21 protein-coding genes and 1 other RNA gene are annotated in these 20323 nt (G+C 43.1%); 14 read left to right on the top strand and 8 right to left on the bottom strand.

Annotated features, from left to right (window positions below):
* Positions 1-25 precede the first annotated feature (25 nt).
* Positions 26-781, top strand: a complete 756-nt coding sequence (locus AB1K91_RS03100; protein WP_413088035.1) for an alpha/beta hydrolase — start codon at positions 26-28, stop codon at positions 779-781.
* A gap of 41 nt (positions 782-822) precedes the next feature.
* Positions 823-3111 (top strand): ribonuclease R, encoded by a 2289-nt coding sequence (gene rnr, locus AB1K91_RS03095; RefSeq protein WP_413088034.1) that lies wholly within the window; start codon positions 823-825, stop codon positions 3109-3111.
* Between the two features lie 35 nt (positions 3112-3146).
* Here rnr and AB1K91_RS03090 read toward each other — a convergent pair whose 3' ends face one another.
* Positions 3147-4007 (bottom strand): GNAT family N-acetyltransferase, encoded by an 861-nt coding sequence (locus tag AB1K91_RS03090; RefSeq protein WP_413088032.1) that lies wholly within the window; start codon positions 4005-4007, stop codon positions 3147-3149.
* Between the two features lie 115 nt (positions 4008-4122).
* Between AB1K91_RS03090 and smpB the strand changes: the two genes are divergently transcribed.
* The 5 genes from smpB to AB1K91_RS03065 all read left to right on the top strand — a co-directional run bounded on the left by smpB (position 4123) and on the right by AB1K91_RS03065 (position 8776).
* The gene (gene smpB / locus AB1K91_RS03085; RefSeq protein WP_093725697.1) at positions 4123-4587 is read left to right on the top strand and encodes an SsrA-binding protein SmpB; all 465 of its coding nucleotides are present in this window, start codon (positions 4123-4125) and stop codon (positions 4585-4587) included.
* A 96-nt stretch (positions 4588-4683) separates the two neighbouring features.
* Positions 4684-5049, top strand: a transfer-messenger RNA (tmRNA) gene (ssrA, locus tag AB1K91_RS03080).
* A gap of 639 nt (positions 5050-5688) precedes the next feature.
* A complete protein-coding gene (locus tag AB1K91_RS03075) occupies positions 5689-6306 on the top strand; it encodes a nuclear transport factor 2 family protein (protein WP_413088031.1) in 618 nt (205 codons plus the stop codon).
* Between the two features lie 152 nt (positions 6307-6458).
* Positions 6459-7379 (top strand): UDP-N-acetylmuramate dehydrogenase, encoded by a 921-nt coding sequence (gene murB, locus AB1K91_RS03070; RefSeq protein WP_413088374.1) that lies wholly within the window; start codon positions 6459-6461, stop codon positions 7377-7379.
* Between the two features lie 566 nt (positions 7380-7945).
* Positions 7946-8776, top strand: coding sequence for a lysozyme inhibitor LprI family protein (locus tag AB1K91_RS03065; protein WP_413088030.1), 831 nt, complete (start codon positions 7946-7948; stop codon positions 8774-8776).
* 696 nt (positions 8777-9472) lie between these two features.
* Here the strand turns inward: AB1K91_RS03065 and katA are convergent.
* The 6 genes from katA to AB1K91_RS03035 form a co-directional block, all read right to left on the bottom strand.
* Positions 9473-10924: a catalase KatA gene (gene katA / locus AB1K91_RS03060; protein ID WP_413088029.1), complete on the bottom strand. Its 1452-nt coding sequence runs from the start codon at positions 10922-10924 to the stop codon at positions 9473-9475.
* 333 nt (positions 10925-11257) lie between these two features.
* Entirely contained in the window at positions 11258-11416 is a 159-nt protein-coding gene (locus AB1K91_RS03055; RefSeq protein ID WP_413088028.1) for a hypothetical protein, read from the bottom strand.
* Positions 11417-11988: 572 nt separating this feature from the next.
* A complete protein-coding gene (locus tag AB1K91_RS03050) occupies positions 11989-12417 on the bottom strand; it encodes a BrxA/BrxB family bacilliredoxin (protein WP_413088026.1) in 429 nt (142 codons plus the stop codon).
* Positions 12418-13545 carry a conserved virulence factor C family protein gene (locus AB1K91_RS03045; RefSeq protein ID WP_413088025.1) on the bottom strand — a complete coding sequence of 376 codons (1128 nt, stop codon included), beginning with the start codon at positions 13543-13545 and terminating at the stop codon, positions 12418-12420.
* A 550-nt stretch (positions 13546-14095) separates the two neighbouring features.
* On the bottom strand, positions 14096-15106 hold the full coding sequence (locus AB1K91_RS03040) for an ABC transporter permease (protein WP_413088024.1): 1011 nt from the start codon (positions 15104-15106) through the stop codon (positions 14096-14098).
* The gene (locus AB1K91_RS03035; protein ID WP_413088022.1) at positions 15103-15804 is read right to left on the bottom strand and encodes an ABC transporter ATP-binding protein; all 702 of its coding nucleotides are present in this window, start codon (positions 15802-15804) and stop codon (positions 15103-15105) included. Before AB1K91_RS03035 ends, AB1K91_RS03040 begins: the two co-directional genes overlap by 4 nt.
* Positions 15805-15956: 152 nt before the next feature.
* Here AB1K91_RS03035 and AB1K91_RS03030 point away from each other — a divergent pair, with 152 nt between their 5' ends.
* The 7 genes from AB1K91_RS03030 to AB1K91_RS03000 all read left to right on the top strand — a co-directional run bounded on the left by AB1K91_RS03030 (position 15957) and on the right by AB1K91_RS03000 (position 19876).
* A complete protein-coding gene (locus AB1K91_RS03030; protein ID WP_413088021.1) occupies positions 15957-16559 on the top strand; it encodes a TetR/AcrR family transcriptional regulator in 603 nt (200 codons plus the stop codon).
* A 490-nt stretch (positions 16560-17049) separates the two neighbouring features.
* Complete coding sequence (locus AB1K91_RS03025) at positions 17050-17664, top strand: DedA family protein (RefSeq protein ID WP_413088019.1); 615 nt, start codon at positions 17050-17052, stop codon at positions 17662-17664.
* A gap of 16 nt (positions 17665-17680) precedes the next feature.
* Positions 17681-18532, top strand: a complete 852-nt coding sequence (locus tag AB1K91_RS03020) for an undecaprenyl-diphosphate phosphatase (protein ID WP_413088017.1) — start codon at positions 17681-17683, stop codon at positions 18530-18532.
* A 96-nt stretch (positions 18533-18628) separates the two neighbouring features.
* Complete coding sequence (locus tag AB1K91_RS03015; RefSeq protein WP_413088016.1) at positions 18629-18799, top strand: hypothetical protein; 171 nt, start codon at positions 18629-18631, stop codon at positions 18797-18799.
* Positions 18796-19017 (top strand): alpha/beta-type small acid-soluble spore protein, encoded by a 222-nt coding sequence (locus AB1K91_RS03010; protein WP_413088014.1) that lies wholly within the window; start codon positions 18796-18798, stop codon positions 19015-19017. The genes AB1K91_RS03015 and AB1K91_RS03010 overlap by 4 nt, the downstream gene beginning before the upstream one ends.
* 49 nt (positions 19018-19066) lie before the next feature.
* Entirely contained in the window at positions 19067-19198 is a 132-nt protein-coding gene (locus AB1K91_RS03005) for a YfhD family protein (protein WP_413088372.1), read from the top strand.
* Positions 19199-19264: 66 nt separating this feature from the next.
* Positions 19265-19876: a spore coat protein gene (locus tag AB1K91_RS03000; protein WP_413088012.1), complete on the top strand. Its 612-nt coding sequence runs from the start codon at positions 19265-19267 to the stop codon at positions 19874-19876.
* A gap of 30 nt (positions 19877-19906) precedes the next feature.
* On the opposite strand, the gene tlp is transcribed toward AB1K91_RS03000, so the two are convergent.
* Positions 19907-20146, bottom strand: coding sequence for a small acid-soluble spore protein Tlp (tlp, locus tag AB1K91_RS02995; RefSeq protein WP_413088010.1), 240 nt, complete (start codon positions 20144-20146; stop codon positions 19907-19909).
* Between the last annotated feature and the right edge of the window lie 177 nt (positions 20147-20323).

Here is a 20323-nt window from a genome sequence, read left to right as displayed (position 1 = left end):
AAATAGTCATACAGGGGAGATACATATGGTCACAATGAAACAGCCAGAGCCGTTCACATTCGAGGGGAAAGGAGATCGTGCTGTTCTGCTGCTGCATGGCTTTACTGGTCATTCAGCTGATGTAAGGATGATGGGACGTTTTCTTGCCGGCAAAGGATATACCGCTCATGCACCAATCTATCGCGGACATGGGAAAACTCCTGATGATATCGTTGCCTCCAATTCTGATGAATGGTGGGAGGATGTACAGGCTGCCTATCAGTATTTGAAGGATCAAGGATATGAAAAAATCGCTGTAGCTGGTTTGTCACTAGGTGGGGTACTCAGCTTGAAACTTGCTTATTCCTACCCGGTTAGAGGCGTCATCACGATGTGTTCGCCCATGTTTTTCGATAACGAAAGCCAATTGAACAAAGGGTTCAAACTATATGCGAGACAACATAAACAATTACAAGGAAAAGACAACCAGACTATCGAAAAGGAATTAGAAGAGCTGATGGGGGCGCAGGCAACTGCGGATATGTTCCAGCGTCTGGGAGCTTTCATCACGGATGTAAGCAAACATGTGGATGAAATATACACCCCTCTTTTCGTAGTGCAAGCGACAGAAGATCAAATGATCAATACGGACAGTGCCAACTATATATATGAAAAAGCGGAGTCCGATTTCAAGGAGATCAAGTGGTACGAGAACTCTTCCCACGTGATTACGATGGGAAAAGAAAAAGAGCAGCTGCATGAAGATGTGTATCAGTTTCTCGAATCGCTTGATTGGGAATAGTTCATACTAGATGAAAAAGCCGAAAAGAAGGTGAAGCAATAATGGACGAAATCAAGCAGAAGATATTGAATTATTTTAAAGAAAATGCAGAAAAGCCGTTAACAGTCGAAGAGATTGAGCAGCAATTATCGCTCGACGAAGCAAGTGAGTTCACTGTCCTTGTCAAAGGGCTGAATGAACTAGAAGCAGAAGGACAGCTCGTTCGGACGAGAAGCAATCGCTTCGGATTGCCTGAGAAACTGAATCTTGTACGTGGGAAGATTCAAATGCATGCCAAGGGATTTGCTTTCCTCATACCAGATGAAGAGGGTGTGGATGATGTATATATCCACTATAGCGATCTGCAGTCTGCCATGAATAATGATACGGTACTTGTACGGATCGACAATCAGGCGGAGGACGGGCAGCGTCGTGAAGGACAAGTCGTCCGGATCCTGGAGCGGGCAATAGCGGAAGTTGTCGGTACATATGAAGATAACGGCCGGTTCGGTTTCCTGATTGCCGATGATAAGCGGATACCGAATGATATCTTCATACCGCGAGGGGCTTCCGGCGGAGCGACAGACGGACACAAAGTGATTGCCAGAATCACGAAGTATCCGGAAGGGCGAATGAGTGCAGAGGGAGAAGTCATCCAGATACTTGGTCACAAAAACGACCCAGGTATCGATATACTTTCCATCATCTATAAGCATGGCATTTCAACTGAATTCCCTCCCGAAGTATTGGAACAAGCGGGGAATACACCGGATACAATCAATCCTGATGAAATAGAAAACCGCAGGGATCTCAGGGATATGATGACGGTGACGATTGATGGTGCTGACGCGAAGGATTTGGATGATGCCGTCGCTGTCAGCCGTCTGGAAAACGGGAATTACCGACTGGTGGTATCCATTGCCGATGTCTCCTATTATGTGGAAGAAGGCTCTCCGATTGATGAAGAGGCTTTGGAGCGGGCAACGAGTGTGTATTTGGTTGACCGGGTAATCCCGATGATTCCGCATCGCCTCTCCAATGGAATCTGCTCCTTGAATCCCCAAGTGGATCGGCTTACTTTGACTTGTGATATGCAAATCACTCCACAAGGAGAAGTGGTGGAACATGAGATCTACCAAAGTGTCATCAAGACGAATGAACGGATGACTTATAGCGACGTGAACCGGATTTTGCTAGAGGATGATCAAGAGCTGAAAGCCCGTTATTCAGAACTTGTCCCGATGTTCCAGCAAATGGAGGATCTAGCTGCTATCCTTCGTAAAAAACGGATGGACAGGGGAGCAATCGATTTCGACTTCCCAGAAGCAAGGGTTGCAGTCGATGAAGAAGGAAAAGCGATCGATGTTATTCTTCGTGAGCGGTCTGTTGCGGAGAAGCTGATCGAGGAATTCATGCTCGCTGCCAATGAAACGGTGGCAGAGCATTTCCACTGGTTGGATGTTCCGTTCATACACCGGATCCACACTGACCCGGATCCAGATAAATTACAGCATTTCTTCGAATTCATCACGAGCTTAGGCTATACAGTCAGAGGGTCATCTTCGGATATCCATCCACAGACCTTGCAAAAGATCGTGGAACGGGTAAGAGGCACGCAGGAAGAAATGATCATCAACCGCCTTATGCTGCGTTCGATGCAGCAGGCGAAATATGACCCGCAAGGCTTGGGACACTTCGGGTTGGCGACGAAATTCTATACACATTTCACCTCGCCGATCCGCCGTTATCCGGATTTGATCGTGCATCGATTGATTCGCACGTATATCGTCAACAATCAACTGGGTAAAAAGACACAAGATCATTGGAAAGAACGGATGCCGGAAATCGCGAGACAGTCTTCGGAACGGGAACGTGCTGCTGTCGATGCAGAACGGGAAACGGACGATCTGAAGAAAGCCGAGTACATGCAAGATAAAATCGGCGAGGAATTTGATGGCGTCATCAGTTCTGTCACTGGCTTCGGATTGTTTGTCGAGTTGCCGAACACGATCGAGGGTCTTGTGCATGTCAGTTATCTGACAGATGACTTCTACCATTTCGATGACAAGCGCTATGCAATGATTGGCGAACGGACTGGCAACCAATTCCGAATCGGAGATGAAATCACGGTCCGTGTCGTGAAAGTGAATATCGAGGAGCGTGTCATCGATTTTGAGGTGGTCGGCATGAAACCGAGGAAACCACGCGAAAATCGCGACCGGCCAACCATCATCAAGGCAGATAAGAAGAAAAAGCCTGGCGATCACCGTCCGCCGAAGAACAAAGGCAAACGGAAACCGCCGGCAAGAGGGAAGAAGAGCAAGAAGCGCAATACAAGAAAAAGACCATAAAATAAATGCCCCGACCCATGCGGTCGGGGCGTTTATTATCTGATATATCTTCCGTAAATGAGCCAAGGATCATCGTCTTCGGTAAAACTGTCGCGAAAGGCTGCCGGTATATTGAAAGCAGTCTCAGGTAAGACGTCCAGCTGTGGAACGAGCTGTTTATCGGATTGCTTTAGGTAATGAAAGACAGCAGCCCACAAGCCATCCTGTTCAAACACATCCGGCCAGAAATATTGGATTTGGGCTATGTCCCTGCCTTTAAAGTCTTCTAGGATCATCATGATACGACTGGCATCTGTATTGCGGAATACGGACAGGTTTTCTATGTACTCATCCTCTAGAATGGCGGATGCGTATGGAATAGGGAAATATGCTTCGTATGGATAGAAAGCCAGTGCTGTCTCTTTGGCTGCTTGTTCGATTGCGTTACGCTTTGCCTCCGTTCCTTCAATCGGCTGCCATGGTGCAGCAGCAGGAATCTTAAACTTCCACGAATTTTCCATCAGCAGACTGATAAAGTCGCTGTCAAATCGCATATCGAGCTTGTCCAGTACCCGCTGTGCAGGAAGGTTGGACTTGCGGGTGATGGCACCAAGCCAATTCATCCTCGGGTCTTGTTCACAATAGGCAATGATATGCTTCAGTAATGCTGTAGCATTTCCTTTTGATTGATGGCGGATATCACTGCGCAATCTGCCTAAAATACCGTTTCCGTTCGGCAAACGGAATACTCCTGCCACTGCAGCAAGCCCTTCCTCCGTCATCAGACCGAACAGGGATTGAGCTGGGTTTTCAATCAGCTTAGGGAAAATGTTGAGCACATAATCATCCTCGATACCAGTTTGCATATCGAGCACTGCCCGGTAATCATCCATCGTCAATTGTCTTATTATCGTCATCTATGTACACCTCTCAATCGGGTTCGCTTGTCCATACCCGTTTCAGTATATGAATCGTTAGGATTATCATACAGTTTCTGATAAAATAAAGCTCGTAGTTAGGAGGAAGAAGTCTATGGCTAAGGGACAAGGTAAAGTACTCGCACAGAATAAGAAGGCCAATTTCGATTACGCAATCGAAGAGACGATCGAGGCTGGTATCGTTCTGCAAGGTACCGAGATCAAATCGATCCGCGCCGGCCGAGTGAATCTAAAAGATAGTTTTGCGCGAATCGACCGCGGCGAAGTCCGTATCATCAATATGCATATATCGCCTTATGAACAAGGAAACCGATTCAACCATGATCCGACACGGACCAGGAAGCTGCTATTGCATCGCAAACAGATCGACAAACTGATCGGCCAGACGCAGCAGCAAGGTTATTCCCTGGTGCCGATCAAACTGTACATCAAAGACGGTTTTGCGAAAATCCTGCTTGGTGTCGGAAAAGGGAAAAAGAAATACGATAAACGGGAAGATCTCAAACAAAAGCAAATGAAACGCGATGTAGACCGCGCTATGCGCGATCGTGATTACTAAACTTGCATTTCCTGATAAAGATGATATAATGGAACTTGTCTGGGATTTGATTTAATCCTAAGTGATCGGGTTACTTCCTGTAGCCCCCATTATCATGGGGACGTTACGGATTCGACAGGGATAGTTCGAGCTCAGGCTGCGTGTCGAGGTTACGGCTCGTAAAACGTTACGCCTAAATATAACTGGCAAAACTAACAACAACTACTCTCTAGCAGCTGCGTAAGTAGCACTGGAGGATCCTTGCTGCTATCGCCCATGTGGCAGATTCGAGGGTCTCAAACTGAAGTGGGCTACGCCATCATCCTCCGCTTGCGGATGATCGGAAGAAGACAATCAAGCTAGCCTCGCTGAAAGCCTGTCGTTAGGCCGAAGCGTGTGCGAATTATAATATGACGACTACACACGTAGATGCCTGAGTGCCGTTATCTTTGGACGTGGGTTCGACTCCCACCGTCTCCATCCTTACATACGGATGGAAGAGAAAGCTTCGGAATGCTGATTTCAGTATTTCGAAGCTTTTTTATTTTCCTGATGTCCCCTTTGGTTAGTGTGGAATTTATTGGCGGTTAATAATGTAAGACGAGGAAATGTCCTTTTTGGTTGCAGATTGCGATACTTCATTAAAATAGAGGTGGAAAAATGAAAGCAATTCTATGCAGAAAATAAGGATCTCCAGACGTACTGAAGCTTATCGACGTTGACAAGCCTTTACCAAAGGCAGAGAAGTATTGGTGAAAATTAAAGCTTCTTCCATCAATAAAATAGGGAGCTCATCATAGGAAACATGTGCAGCGCAGCGGGGAAACACATCATATGCTTTGATTGCCACTTTTTCACCGGATTGACAAGTATAGACGCCTGTATGCGGCACCCCTTGTCCCGATATTCTCGCGTTTCATTACTCATCTTGCACATCTCCCATTAACACATATAGCCTATCCCTTCCGGTTCTGCCTTACTCTAAACAGTTTCGGAATATATATAGGAATAGGCAGATCAAACCATATACCTTTCTAAAAGGTCATCAAGGGGATACAATTAGATTAACTGCATGAACTAGTTAAGATACAAAGAAACTTTGAATAGAATGGGGTCACAACAATGGCTGAAACACATATTACCTTATCAACCGGAGAAAAGATCGTAACAAAAGCATCAGAAGAACAGATTCTGCAGCATATCACCAATAATCAAGGCATGATGAACAAATCATTTATCGTAATTGGGGACGTACATATTGCGACGGCGCATATAGTCAAAATTGAATCGCTGGAACAGACAGATGAGATGGAAGATCTGAATCAGTTTGACCAAGCTGATCAAACTGAAAGTACTTATCCAAAGGAAGAAGAAAGCAAGACCCAAGATCAATTCGAACTGCTGGAGCAGGAGCTTCGGGAAGCAATGCAGACACGTGATATCTTTTTATTGGATACGCTCTTGCATGACGACCTGGTTTTCATCAATCATGAAGGCAGCTATCTGACGAAAGAAATGGACTTGGAAGCGCACCGGACACTTGCTGTCCGCTTTACGGAAGTATCGTGTAAAGATTTGCAGATCAAATCGACAAAGGATGGGGCAGTGGCGATTTCGCGTATCCATTTGGAAGGGCAGGCAGGAAGCGAGAAAATCAGCGGAGACTATATCTATACACGCGTATGGCAGCTGATCGGTGACCAATACCAAGTTATCGCCGGACATTGCTCGATGCTGTGAAGCAGGTGCATCTGATCGCATTTTGCATAAACTATTGGTGTCTTGCCTAACAGGTGAATATGGGCATTGTCACGTGTGTGAGATGTGGTATACAATACAGGTTGGGGCACGCTGCATTTGCAGCGGCTAATACAGTAATGAGGGATTATATGATGAATGTGAACACGCTTGGGAAAGACTTAAAGCAGTTTGTAGAAGCTAATGATGTACTGATAGAAGCGCCACTTGCAGATTACACATATACGAAGGTGGGCGGGAAAGCGGATGTACTCGTTTTTCCACGGAGTTACTCAGAAATTGAACAGATTGTTGCCTATACGAAAGAAAATGGAGTGCCGCTGACAATCCTCGGCAATGCATCGAATGTCATCATCCAGGATGGCGGATTGCGCGGGGTGGTCATGATCCTGACGAAACTGGATGAAGTCAAGGTAGCGGGCAACAGAATTACAGCTCAATCAGGTGCGGCTATAATCGATGTTTCCAGAATGGCACTGGATGCCAGCCTGACTGGCTTGGAATTCGCCTGCGGCATTCCTGGCTCCATCGGCGGAGCATTGTATATGAATGCTGGTGCATATGGCGGAGAAGTGAAGGATGTATTGGAGCAGGTAGTCGTCATTACCGATAGCGGTGAGCGCAAAGTGATGACAAGTGAGGAGCTGGAGCTTAGTTATCGCACCAGCATCCTGCAAAAGAATCATTACATCGCTGTAGAAGCAACATTCGTGTTGGAGGAGGGCGACCAGACGGCAATCAAGGCGAAGATGGACGAATTGACGTTCCTTCGTGAATCGAAGCAACCGTTGGAATATCCTTCCTGTGGCAGCGTCTTCCAGCGTCCTCCGGGCCATTTTGCCGGGAAGCTGATCATGGATGCCGGCCTGCAGCTGACACGAATTGGCGGTGTAGAGGTTTCTGGTAAGCATGCTGGTTTCATGGTGAACGTAGCCAATGGCACAGCATCGGATTATATCAATCTGATCAAACATGTGCAGGAGACAGTTAAAGAGAAATTCGGTGTCAGTTTGCACCGGGAAGTTCGAATCATAGGGGACTCTCCTGATGAATGAGATAGTGACTGGGACGAACTAGCTCACTTGGCTAAGAAAGATCTCCATTACCATATTTTGGTAATGGAGATCTTTTCAAGTTATTGGTTTGGAAATATAGTAATTTGAGCTATTCTGGCGGTTCACCGCCATGAAGGTGAATACTGATTCGTTTTCCACTTTCTCCTTTCCCCTTACGGAGAAACGAGAGAAACACAAATTAGCTTTAGGACGCGCATGAATTCACGCTTTTTTGGAAATTAGGGGACAAACATGATTCAGAGGAGAAAGGCACCATCTTGAGGATCCATCCATTCTCTATACGTTCTCTTCACCCATTTAGCTGAAGGTTTGGTAAGTGCAGAATATCTGTCGTAAGCTCTTTATACAAGCAGAACTTCCTCTCTTTTTTTGTTTAGGTTTAGTCACTTTAAACATTAGAGGAAGTTTCTGCTTTTTTAATGTTAAGCACACTTGATTAAGGATAGATAAAATATAAATTATCATCCATATTTTATGAAGTTTCTTTTCTTGAAAGGAATCTGGTAATTTTATGGTAAGATATTTTGTGGAGGGGGAGAAATAGAATGAAAAACAAAAAAATGATTCTAACGGCAATGTCCGCTATAGCTTTTTTTGCACTGGCTGCTTGTGATTCATCAGATGAAAAGACTACAAAGAGTGCTGATACTGAAACAAACAATGTTTCTGTAAAAGAAAAAACAAATGCTCTTACAGAAACAGGTTCAGATAATAATGAATCGAATAAAAACGAGGATGAAAATAAATCCTCAACATCTGCTGAAGATAACATTTCAATATCTAGCGGAGATCAGGCTGTAAAATTCTTAAAGGAACAGTTGGAAGAGGGGAAAGATGAAGATATATCTTTTGGTACAGACGGAAAGCTTTTGAACAATCAGAAGGGTTCTTATTATGTAGTACAACTAGTAGATGTATCTATACGAGCTTCTGGGAAGACTGGTAACTTGGGTTACTATAGCGTTTATCAGGACGGGACTTATGAAGAATTTCAGGCTTCCGCTGCTACAGAGAATGAAAATACTTTAGGGAAAAATGATTATCTTAAAGAGCTGAACGCAATGGAAGAAGCAGATAGAAATGCAGAGGCTAAATATACAACGAAAGATATGGTCGATCAAGAAGATGAGAGATACAAAAAATGGGACGCTAAACTAAACGAAATATATGGTGTACTTAATGAACAGCTGTCCACAGATGAAATGAATGAGTTAAAAGAAAAACAACGAACTTGGATTGTGGAACGAGACAATGAGGCAAAAGAAGCATCTCTAAAGTATGAAGGCGGTAGTATGGAAACATTAGAACTAGTGGCTACGAAGGCTACTCTTACAAGAGAAAGATGCTATGAGTTGATTGCAAGCTATATGAAGTGACAATCCATCAGAATTTAGACTAGCTGCGAAAGGATCTAGTATGAAGAAGATATCTCTTATATTAATTACTATTAGCCGTAACAATTCTAAGTACTTGCAGTAATAATACTTGGGAATTACATAGATCTTCGTATGGGAGCGGAACAAAGTTAAATGGGGTTACGTAAAGTCTCTTATGGGTTTGATCAATATTCCAAGCGGTGGGAGATGACATAGTGTTTAAATTCGATACTGTATCAGTAGGGTTTATTTGTTGGTCCTATTTTATGGTCATTGCATTTTCAATAAGTATATACACACTGGTCTGACAGCAGAATGTTAGCGTTGTTCTATCTCATAATGTCAGCAATTATTCTAGCGATAAATGTTATGGCCACTATTAGCAAAATAAAAACAAAAAGAGGCAAGACAAATGAATGAACACAAACCAGTCAAATCGGTCGTGACTGTCATAGCTAGGACAAATTCTTGGAAAAGGAACACAAAGTAATAGAATTACCCATAGAAAAGAGACTAAAATCAATAGTCTCTTTTTGCTACATCTATATCTAATATGTAGCGGATATGATCTTGGCCATCCCCTACATCTATAGAGGGGGAAACCAATTCATCAATTGTTTGGTGAATTGCATAAATACGTAAAAGAAAAAGGATAGACGAACATTATTGTTCATCTATCCTTTGTTTTATCTCGGATCAAACTTCTTGTGGAAGTGCAATTCCCAGGCCGTCAGCGACGCGTTGGCCCCATTCTTTATCAGCTTTATAGATATGACCTAGTTGGCGTTCAAGAATCTCTTTTCTTGTAACAGGTTTCATCGCATCAACGAAGTTCTGTACAAGGCGAGTTTTTTCATCAGCAGTCATTAGACGGTAAAGATCACCTGGTTGTGTGTAGTGGTCGTTTTCGTCATAAGCAACGCTGTCAGCTTGTCCGGAAACTTCGAATGGTGCCATCTTGCTTGCAGGGTCTTCTTTTGGTCCGTTTAAGCTGTTCGGCTCATAGTAAACGCCGCTTCCGCCATTATTATCGAAACGCATTTGACCATCACGCTGATAGTTGTTCACTTCGTTGCGTGCACGGTTGATCGGGAGTGCTTGGTGGTTGGCACCTACACGATAACGGTGAGCATCGTGGTAAGCGAACAGACGTCCTTGAAGCATCTTATCAGGGGATACTTCGATACCAGGTACAAGTGTTCCTGGAGAGAACGTAGCTTGTTCCACTTCCGCGAAGTAGTTCTCTGGGTTGCGGTTCAATACCATGCGGCCAACTTCGATTAGCGGGTAATCTTTTTGGGACCATACTTTTGTTACATCGAATGGATCGAAGCGGTATGTGTTTGCATCTTCAAGCGGCATGATTTGAACATAAAGCTTCCATTCAGGGAAATCGCCATTTTCGATTGCGTTGAACAGATCCTCTGTATGGTAATCAGGATGTTCACCAGCAACTTTTGCAGCAACTGCCGGATCCATGTTTTTCACACCTTGCTGCGTCTTGAAGTGATATTTCACCCAAACGCCTTCGCCTTGTTCGTTCACCCATTTGAATGTATGGGAACCGAAACCGTGCATATTGCGCAATGTTGCCGGAATACCGCGGTCAGACATAAGGATCGTAACCTGGTGCAGGCTCTCCGGAGAAAGAGACCAGAAATCCCATACCGCATCAGGGTTTTTCAAATGCGTCTGCGGATGTCTTTTTTGTGTATGGATGAAGTCAGGGAACTTGATCGCATCACGGATGAAGAATACCGGTGTATTGTTACCGACTAGATCATAGTTTCCTTCTTCTGTATAAAATTTAACAGCGAAACCACGAGGGTCACGTACTGTATCAGCAGAACCTAGTTCACCAGCTACTGTTGAGAAACGGATGAACATATCAGTTTTTTTACCAACCTCTGAAAGGAAGGCTGCTTTTGTATATTTGGAAACATCATTGGTGACTTCGAAGTAACCATGTGCACCGGCACCTTTAGCGTGTACAACACGTTCAGGGACGCGTTCGCGGTTGAAGTGTGCTAGTTTCTCAATTAAATGCACATCCTGGATCAGTGTAGGTCCACGTGAACCAGCAGTTTGTGAATTCTGGTTATCGCCAACTGGAGCTCCCCAGCTTGTAGTCAATTTTTTATCTGCCAAGAAAATCACCTCATAATATGTAGTGTTTAGTAAATCTAACAATATAGTAACATCTTTTTATTAAAAATCAATACTTAATTATAATAATTATAAACTTATTTACGAAGATATTAAAAAGGGCAAACCAGCTGGAAAGCCAGTTTACCCTTATAAATGAAATGATACCGTTTTCAAATGTTTTATAAAGAAGCTACCCATGTGACTAATGCACATCCTATAATACTACCGCTGATTAACAAGTTCGTTTTCCACATTGGCACCCCTCCTCGGATACTTTAAGTCTAGCAAAATATGAAAGGGTTTTCAATATGGAGAGAGGTCCAATTATTGGTGTTAGGCTGCTTTTGTCTGCTGTTTCGCATTATACATTTTCCAATCGGCAAGTTCATTGATCTCGGTGATTGTCTTTGTGGTGCCGCGTGCAAAACCATGGATGCCGAAGCTCGCTGCAATGGGATATATGTTTAACTTGGCTTCATTCCCACGCGTCAAGCTGGCTCAAGGATTCATGTCAGCTTAGCGTAGGTTAAGGATGATAAATTCATCTCCGCCGTATCGTAAAATGGATAAGCTGATCACCCTCAATATCATGTGCTTGTCATTGAGTTGTTGGAAGTTGTTACATCTACGAGGCTATTGCACCGATTAAGAGCGTATCTTTTTGTTATGGCGGAACATCCATCAGTTTATGTAAGTAACAGGGATGCGTGATGTGATTTTCTATTTTACTTCGATATTCAATTGTCCCAGTAAAGCCTTCGGTTCATTTGGGTGCTGCAGTCTTTTCTCAAGTAGGGATTGAAACTGAGATTGGATAACTTAATTACTAACCTTCGCTTGTTACATAGATAAGCATGAACAGCAATTCGCAAGGCATCCGATGAAATGGAGCAGGTATGCGGAACTTGCAAAGTCCATCCGTATTGGTAAAATCACAGCACAGGAAAGCAAAGGGATCGAATATGCATATCTACTTCCTGCTACTGGTAGCTGTTAAAGGAATATGCTCTGGGCAGATGTTTTACTGCATGACTTCAAAGAAAAAAGAGCTGCACAGGCAGCTCTTACAGATGGTTATTATAAGCAGTTGTCAAATTCTCCACAATTTCTTCCACATCGTAGCCTTCAATTTGCTCACGAGGAATGAAGTGAACCAATTCTCCATCTTGCATCAATGCGACGGATGGGGAGGATGGTGGCTGATCCGTGAAGTATTCACGCATTTTTTCAGTTGCTTCCTTGTCCTGTCCAGCAAATACCGTGACAAGATGCTCTGGTTTCTTCTCATTTTTCAGGGATTCCCTAACGGCGGGACGTGCAAGCCCTGCTGCACAGCCGCAAACAGAATTGACGACGACCAAGGTACTGCCTTTTGTTTGTTTTACATAGTTTTCTACCTGTTCTGAGTCTGTCAGTTCCTCAAATCCTGCTTGTGTCAGTTCGTCCCTCATCGGCTGGACGATACCGCGCATGTATTCTTCGTATGCATTCATTTATTGTTCCTCCTTTTGTTTGGCTGCTTCCGTCATTTGTTTCCAGACGGATCCTTTTGCTGCTTCACCGCCGGCAATCCGTTCGATGGCCATATTCAGCTGCAGCTTCACTTCAAATTCCATTTCCTGCCTTGCTGCTTTTTCAAGGATAGGCAGGCTTTCACTATCCCCGAGTTCATAAAGGAACATCGCGGCCCGCCAGCGGACGATCCGATTCGAATCGGCAAGTGTCGCTTCCATGGCTGGTGTTGCCTCTTTGAATCCGAGATCGGAAAGGCAGTCGCCAGCCGTACGTCGGACTGTCACGACTTTATCCTGCAGGGCGCGATAGAGTAAAGGCAGGACAGCTTTATCTTCTATCATGCCAAGATAGGCAGTGGCAAGTCGGCGAATGGATGCCTTTGGATCTTGTAATGCTTTATCAAGGAAGGCAAGATGCTCGATACTCGGCTCTAATTCATCCAGTGCCCGATAACGTACACGCCAATCCTCTTCTTCCCAGACCGCCATAGTCGGCGACTTTCGTTCAGGCAGCGGGGCTTGAGGATTCTTGGCGCGGGTAACAAGTTCTTGCAGGCGTTCGGGACTGTAGCTTGCCAGCAGTTCCTCATAGATATCCTGACCGACTTGCTCCGGATCACCGTAACGAGGATACTGTTCCTCCCATTTGCGGGCAAAAACAATATTATCGTCCCCAGCGGCTTCTATTGCTGCTTCGGTAAACAAAGCCGGAAGTCCGATCCGCTTCTCTTGATCCTCAAACAGAAGCTTGATTTGCATCGGTACGCCGTAGATCGTCTGAATCTGGACATCTACCTGTCCAAAGTGCGGTTCCTCGTTGCCTGCTTCTGCTGCAGCGTCTGAATCTTTCTCCCCGAAGGCCGCGCGAACTGAAGGGAGGATTGTTTCCCAGGCTGCTTTTGGACTTCGTTCCAGAGCAAGGAAGTCTGCAACACGATAAATCCCTTTGACACCTTCGATTTGGAATAGCGCTTGGATGTAATCCGGATCGGCAGTCGTTATCGTTTCTTTTTTATAATCGAAACTGCTGCCCATCGGCAGCATATCATCCACAACGATCTTCATCGAGTATGGACTTGGGGTAGGCTCGATAGTCACGATTTTCATCGTATTCCCCCTATACACAATAATGATTTTTCTTCCTATAGACTATATCACAGATGAAGTGAAAGTTGCGACAATGCGGCTCTCCGGCTGGCGCCTGTGTTTTAGCTGCCTTTTGGTTATCTTTAGATCTGATGTAGTATATAAATGAGCAATACTTTAAAAGCATATTCGGGCGCATTACCCGATCCTGAAACCGCCAAAATCATAAAAGCACGATTGCATGGAAATCAGAACAGAAAAAAGCACCCTTGTCTGTGATTAATAGGAGTCTCATTTTCTCTTCGTGAACTATTCGACTACATCAGCTAAGGGGTAATCTTACTAGCAAACTGCAAGATTAAAATTAATAAGCATCTGTTTGGCGGCTGCTACAGTAAAAAGATGAACGTAAGTTGAGTTTTGAAGTAGCACAGTGACATTGTAGGAAATATACTATTTTAAAAGGTAAGGCTATTGCAGTTTTTGTTTTAAAGTATCGAAGCTACTTCAATTTAAGCATTGTTAGAGTCTTTTGCCTTATTACCTATTTATTGTACTATGTATAATTGCTTTAATATGGTCGCTCTTTCCGAAGCATAATAGAGTTAGCAAAAATAAATAGTACAAAGAAACTACAAAGTATAAGTAAATCACTCCATATCCAGTCTATATCTTCCCCACGCAACATAATTGCATTTAGTGCATGGGTGGCAAAAGAAAGGGGCATGATGTTGGCTACTGCTTTTATCCATTGCTCGCCGCCGGCTAAATCAAATAATCCACTGAATAAAATTTGGGGTACCAAAAGAATTGGAATGAATTGAATAAGCTGAAACTCATTTTTAGCAAAGACGGATAACAGCAATCCTAACGCTAGAGCAATACACGCAATGATTAAGGAAACAATGGTCAAAAGTAGCAAATCTCCTTCAAGCGGAACATCTAAAACATAAATAGCAAACACTTCGATGATGAAAGCTTGACAAGCAACAAAAGGTAAGTAGCCTAAAAAATAACCAATCAACATATAAGATCTTCTGATTGAGGTTGCTAAGCTGCGCTCTAATGTACCAAATGTACGTTCGCGTAAAAAGCTCACCCCGGAAGTGATGAAGACATAAAGAAAGATAAAGAATCCCATTAACGCAGGACCGACTTCCTCAAATGCAGATAGATTTTCACCACCATACATATATTTTGTATGAACAGGTATTTTTTGATTGTCGGTTTCGTTTTGTTGTTCGAGTTTGTCTGTAATTATATGATATGCAGCGTTTCTTTTCGCGTTTTCCGTACCTTCAATAAAAATTTCATATGCATTTCCTTCTGGAAATACAAATGCGTCTAGGTTTCCTTTCTTCATCTGAGCTAAGGCAGTAGCCTTTGAACTGTAGTTTTCCCAATCCTCGGTTTTAAAAGGTCCATCTCCTACAGTTCCGATTCGTATCTCAGCACTCCCTGCATTCAATGCACTATATAATAAGAACAGTACAAGCATTGGGGCTGCAAACATCATCATCAGTGTACGTTTATCTCTTAATAGCTGCATTCCTATACGCTTTGCAATCATGAAGGATCTCATGCTTGTGCCTCCTTTAAGAAAGCATTATCAACAGAGCCATAATGTTGAATTAATTTCTCCGGAGTACCAGCGTCAGATAGCCTTCCATTTCGCATAAATAATAATCGATCACAGGCTTCGGCTTCGTCCATCAAATGTGTGGAAAGCAAGAGTGTTTTGCCTGATTTCTTAAGACGTTGGAATTCCTGCCAAAACTCTATTTTTAATTTTGGATCAATACCAACTGTCGGTTCATCTAAAAGTAGAATATCCGGGTCATGTATAAGCGCAATGGCTAAACTTAATCTACGTTTCATCCCACCTGAGAAGAGAGCTATTTTCCTTTTTCTGACATGATTTAAGTCAACGAAAATAAGTAGCTGTTCTACCCTTTCCCTTAGTTTCTCCCCTTTTAGCCTATGAAGAGATCCGAAGTAAAGTAAGTTTTCTTCGGCTGTTAATTCACCGTATAGGGCATCATTTTGTGCCATATAACCTATGTACTTGCTTACTTCTAACGTTGGTTGTAACTTTTCCTTTATCTTTATCTGACCGGATTGAACTTTTATAATGCCGGCAAGTGCACGGAACATTGTTGTTTTCCCAGATCCACTTGGCCCAATCAAGCCAACTAATTCTCCTTGCTTAACTGTACAGGTTATATCAGTTAGAATAGGATGCTTTCCTTTTCCTATCGTTACTTGCTTTAAAGTGATCATAACGCTCCTCCTCATTCAACCGTTGTTGTATAAAACACATTTGATTCATGTATAATTATGGAATAGCAGGAAGAGAGGTTCAATTCACAAAAAAGAGTAACTGTTAATAAAACAACAAATTTAAGAATATGTCTAGTCAGGGGGAATATTAAATGACTGCAGCAGATCTGAGAGTAAAGAAAACCTTATTAGGAATAGAAAACAGTTTTCTTGAACTTTTAAAATTAAAGGATTTTAGTAAAATAACCATCCAACAAATTGCAGACCGCGCGATGATTAATAGAGCTACATTTTACTTACATTACATTGACAAGTTCGATCTTTTGGAAAAGTTAATTCAAAAACGTATGGACAGGATACTTAACATATATCGACCTGCTGCTCATCTTACAGAGGGTATTTTATATAAGGATTGCTTCTTAAACACAATAAAGTATGTGTTTCAGCTTGTTGAAGAAGACAGTGAATTTTATGAGTTACTAATTAAACGAGATGAGGTAGAAAACTTAAAATATAGATTTGAATCGGCTATCCTACATGTCTTTCAAGAACGTTTTCGAGAACTCTTCGGTCAACAAGCGTTGCCTTTGCCCAGGGATATTCTACTGACCTTCCTGAGTGCTGCCATCAGCAGTATGCTATATTGGTGGGTAGCAAACAATAAGCCTTATACACCGGAACAGATGGCTTCATTTATTGTTCAATTAAGTACCAATGGACCTATCAATGGGTTGGGTATTGGATTAGCTCCTTAAAATTCATGTACACCTATAAATTAAATCCGTAAGTCTGATTTTCTTTGTAATGAAAAGCTGCCGATAAATTCTGCAGCTATAAGTAGTCATAATTTCATTCTTAGCTTTCATGATCTTCGTTATAAAAAGTTCTCCAATTAGGGGGAACTTTTTATAAAAATGCTTTTTTAAATCTTATGTGAGTTTAAATATTAAGCTAACTAATTGAACAGCTGTTATTAGCACTATGTTTTCGCGGTTGTATAACGGGTTCTTGAAAGTTTGGCAACCTATCTGTTACAACTAAAGCCTCGTCAGTCGGTTATTGCTATGCACATTCATCTATATAAGAATGCCTCTAGGACTGCAGCCCAGTGAAAACTAAGTCTCTGTTTCTATTAACCTCTCGATCACTGTCTGCTAGAATGTTAATAATCCGTAAAAAATTCCACTTTTTTGAGCATAGGATGCTATAATGATTTGGTAAATAATTTACGTTTGGAGTTGTGAAATGGATAATTGGATAACGCAGTTTATGGAACAATTCGGTTATTTTGCAATCGTATTGCTGATGGCTGGCGAGAACGTATTCCCACCGATTCCGTCGGAAATCATCCTGCTGTTCGGCGGCTTTTTGACAACAACTTCGGCTAGTGTAACGGCAGTCGGTGTCATTATCGCAGCGACGATTGGTGCAGTCATCGGAGCTATTATCCTTTACGGGATCGGGCTTCTTTTGGATGTCGAGCGCCTGGAGAAAATCGTGGACCGCTGGGGACATATATTGCGCATAAAAAAAGAAGACATACATAAAGCTGATGCTTGGTTCGATAAGTATGGTGTATGGACCATTTTCCTTTGCCGATTCGTACCGGTGATCCGCAGCTTGATTTCCATACCAGCCGGGATGTCAAATATGAACTTCCCGCTGTTCCTGATCTTTACGACATTAGGGACACTCATTTGGAATACAGTATTAGTATTGCTTGGTTTGTGGCTCGGTGAGTCCTGGACGACGGTGGAAACATATCTGGGCTATTACCAGGATGTCGTCATCGTGGTATTGGCGATTATTTTCGTCCTGTTCGTCATCTGGTTCATCAGAAGGAATAAAAAGAAAAAGTAATTAGAGGAGTAGAGGCATGAGTATTATTGAGTTCTTTTCGGCTTTGATCATGGGGCTGGTCGAAGGATTGACAGAGTTTGCCCCTGTTTCATCCACTGGTCACTTGATCATCGTTGATGATATGTGGCTGAAAATACATGAATTGTTCAACGACGAAGTGGCAAATACGTTCATCATCGTCATTCAGCTTGGTTCCATCTTGGCTTCTGTCATTGTATTTTGGGACAAGTTCATGCAGATACTTGGTATTCGCAAGCTGCAAGGAAAAGAAGAGGCGATGCCGGGAAAACAAAATAAGTTCAACCTTGGAATCGTTATTGTTGGCTTGCTGCCGGCAGGGATCCTTGGACTATTGTTTGATGATCTGATTGATGAGTATCTGTTTTCCGTATGGTATGTTATCGTAGCATTGGTCGTTGGGGCATTTTTCATGATCTTTGCAGATAAAGTATCATCCAAAAAGACAGAAACAATCGATTCATTGGATGGTCTTACGTATAAAAAAGCTTTTCTGATCGGGTTATTCCAGTGTATCTCTTTATGGCCTGGTTTCTCCCGCTCAGGAGCAACAATTTCCGGCGGTGTCATCCTTGGATTGAATCACCGCGTTGCATCAGACTTCACTTTCATCATGGCAGTGCCTATCATGGCTGGAGCAAGCCTTGTCTCGCTGCGTAATCACTTGCATGCTTTTACACCTGATGTGATTCCATTCTTCATCGTAGGATTCATCAGCGCGTTTATCTTTGCACTGATTGCTATCCGGACGTTCTTGAAAATCATTTCCAAATACAAACTCGTTCCTTTCGCCTACTATCGTATCGCTTTGGCGATTGTGATCGTAATTTTCTTGATCATCAACAACTGATCCCTGTCTTGTACAGGGGTCTTTTTTTTGGCTAGAAGTGCCTTTCATATTATGGCGCCAAAGACAGAAACTAATGCAGAAAGGAGGAGAAGCATCATGAAAAAGCATCGCGTTGATGGTGGAATCTGGATTGATGATACGTATCAGCCGGGCATGGAGGAAGGACTTACAGCCAACCGGGACGAGCAGGATCCGAACAAAAAGCATGTGCGGGCCGACTATGAAGGCAATACAGGTGATGCACATACACTTGGGCATTACCGATGACTAGGCGCAACCGTATTTTGATTCCCCAAGCCCGGGAAGGTCTTGATCGGCTGAAGCATCAAATCATCCAGGAGGCCAACCAGCCATATAAAACAGAACAGGCTGGGGACTTAGGAAATAAAACAAGCCGGGATAATGGAAAGACAGGCGGCAGTATCGGCGGTAACATGGTCCGCGAACTCATACGGATGGCAGAAGAGAATCTGAAGCACCGTTAAGGAGGGAAAGCCCGTGAACGACAAGGACAAGTCACTGGAAGATTATTATATGAAATATACTGATTTGGATGGGGACGGAAAAGATATCGCTTTTTCCCAGGAGGAAGCAGATGTTGACGATTTGGAGGCGCAGGCCCGTTCTGATGCCGCTGATGCCCGCGTTAAGAAAAGGCATAAATAACCGGTCATATCTGCCCGCAGCGTATGCCATACTAACAATGCACGACATTCATAGGGGGTAATCACTTTGGAAAACCAAATGCAGACTGCACAAAATCAGCCGACAACATTGCATGGCAAACAGAACCATGGTGGTCATGAAATCTTTGATGCGCATGAAATTCTTACTGGAATGATCAGTGTGATGGATCAATATAAAATTTTTGAACAATTCATCCAAGATACGGAGCTCAAGACAATTGCACAACGCCAAGGTGATTTCCTGAAGCAAACGTATAATACAATGGTTGAATCTTTCAAGACTGGACAGGATCCGACAGTGCCGACTACTTCCTACAGCATGCAGCAAGGAAATGATGTTGTGTACGGAATAAAGCCGGCGAAGCCGAAAAAGCCAATCACATCCGTCAACGAAGTTACAGACGAATGTGTCTCCACGTATATGCTTTCACAGGTGAAAGGACTTGCTTCCATGAGTGCACAAAGTGCCTGTGAACTGACAAACCCGGTTTTAAGAAGGATTGTAGCTGATTCCGTACCGAACTTGATCGAGATGAGCTATGAAATCTTCTTGTATCAAAACAAACATCATTATTATCAGGTAGCTCAATTACAGCCAAGTGATATGGCTGCTATGATGCAAAGTTATGATACGGCTCCTATGAATCAAATGCATTAAATAGAAGGTCCGCCATCATGGCGGACCTTCTTATTGATCTTTTTGCTGCTGATAATTGGCTTCTTCTTTCAATTCATGGCGCAGGCTGTCCACACTTGCTGCGCGTCGGTCGTTCTTTTCGTGTAAGTAGGAGATTTCCTCATCTGTTAAATGCTCACTGTTCGCTTTGACGAAATCCTCAGTCTGATGTACCCGCTGCAGCGTATGCTGGATTGTATCCTCAATCCTTTCGGCATTATCTGCGCGGTTGTCCGGATTTGGTTTTGTCATGATAAACCTCCTTTCCAAGCAGATATAAAATAGTATCCACTATAGAAGGGGAAGTTATGTATATCTCATGTCCCTATGATGGAAAGGGCATTTTCCTTGTATGGCTCTGCGTCATAATATCAGGGAGCTGTGCAGTATGGCTGTTAGTGTCTTCATTTGTTAAGGGCATAATGCCTT

This window comes from Terribacillus jepli, assembly GCF_047228925.1.
Classification (GTDB): domain Bacteria; phylum Bacillota; class Bacilli; order Bacillales; family Amphibacillaceae; genus Terribacillus.
This window is presented reverse-complemented; position numbering and strand designations above follow the sequence as displayed.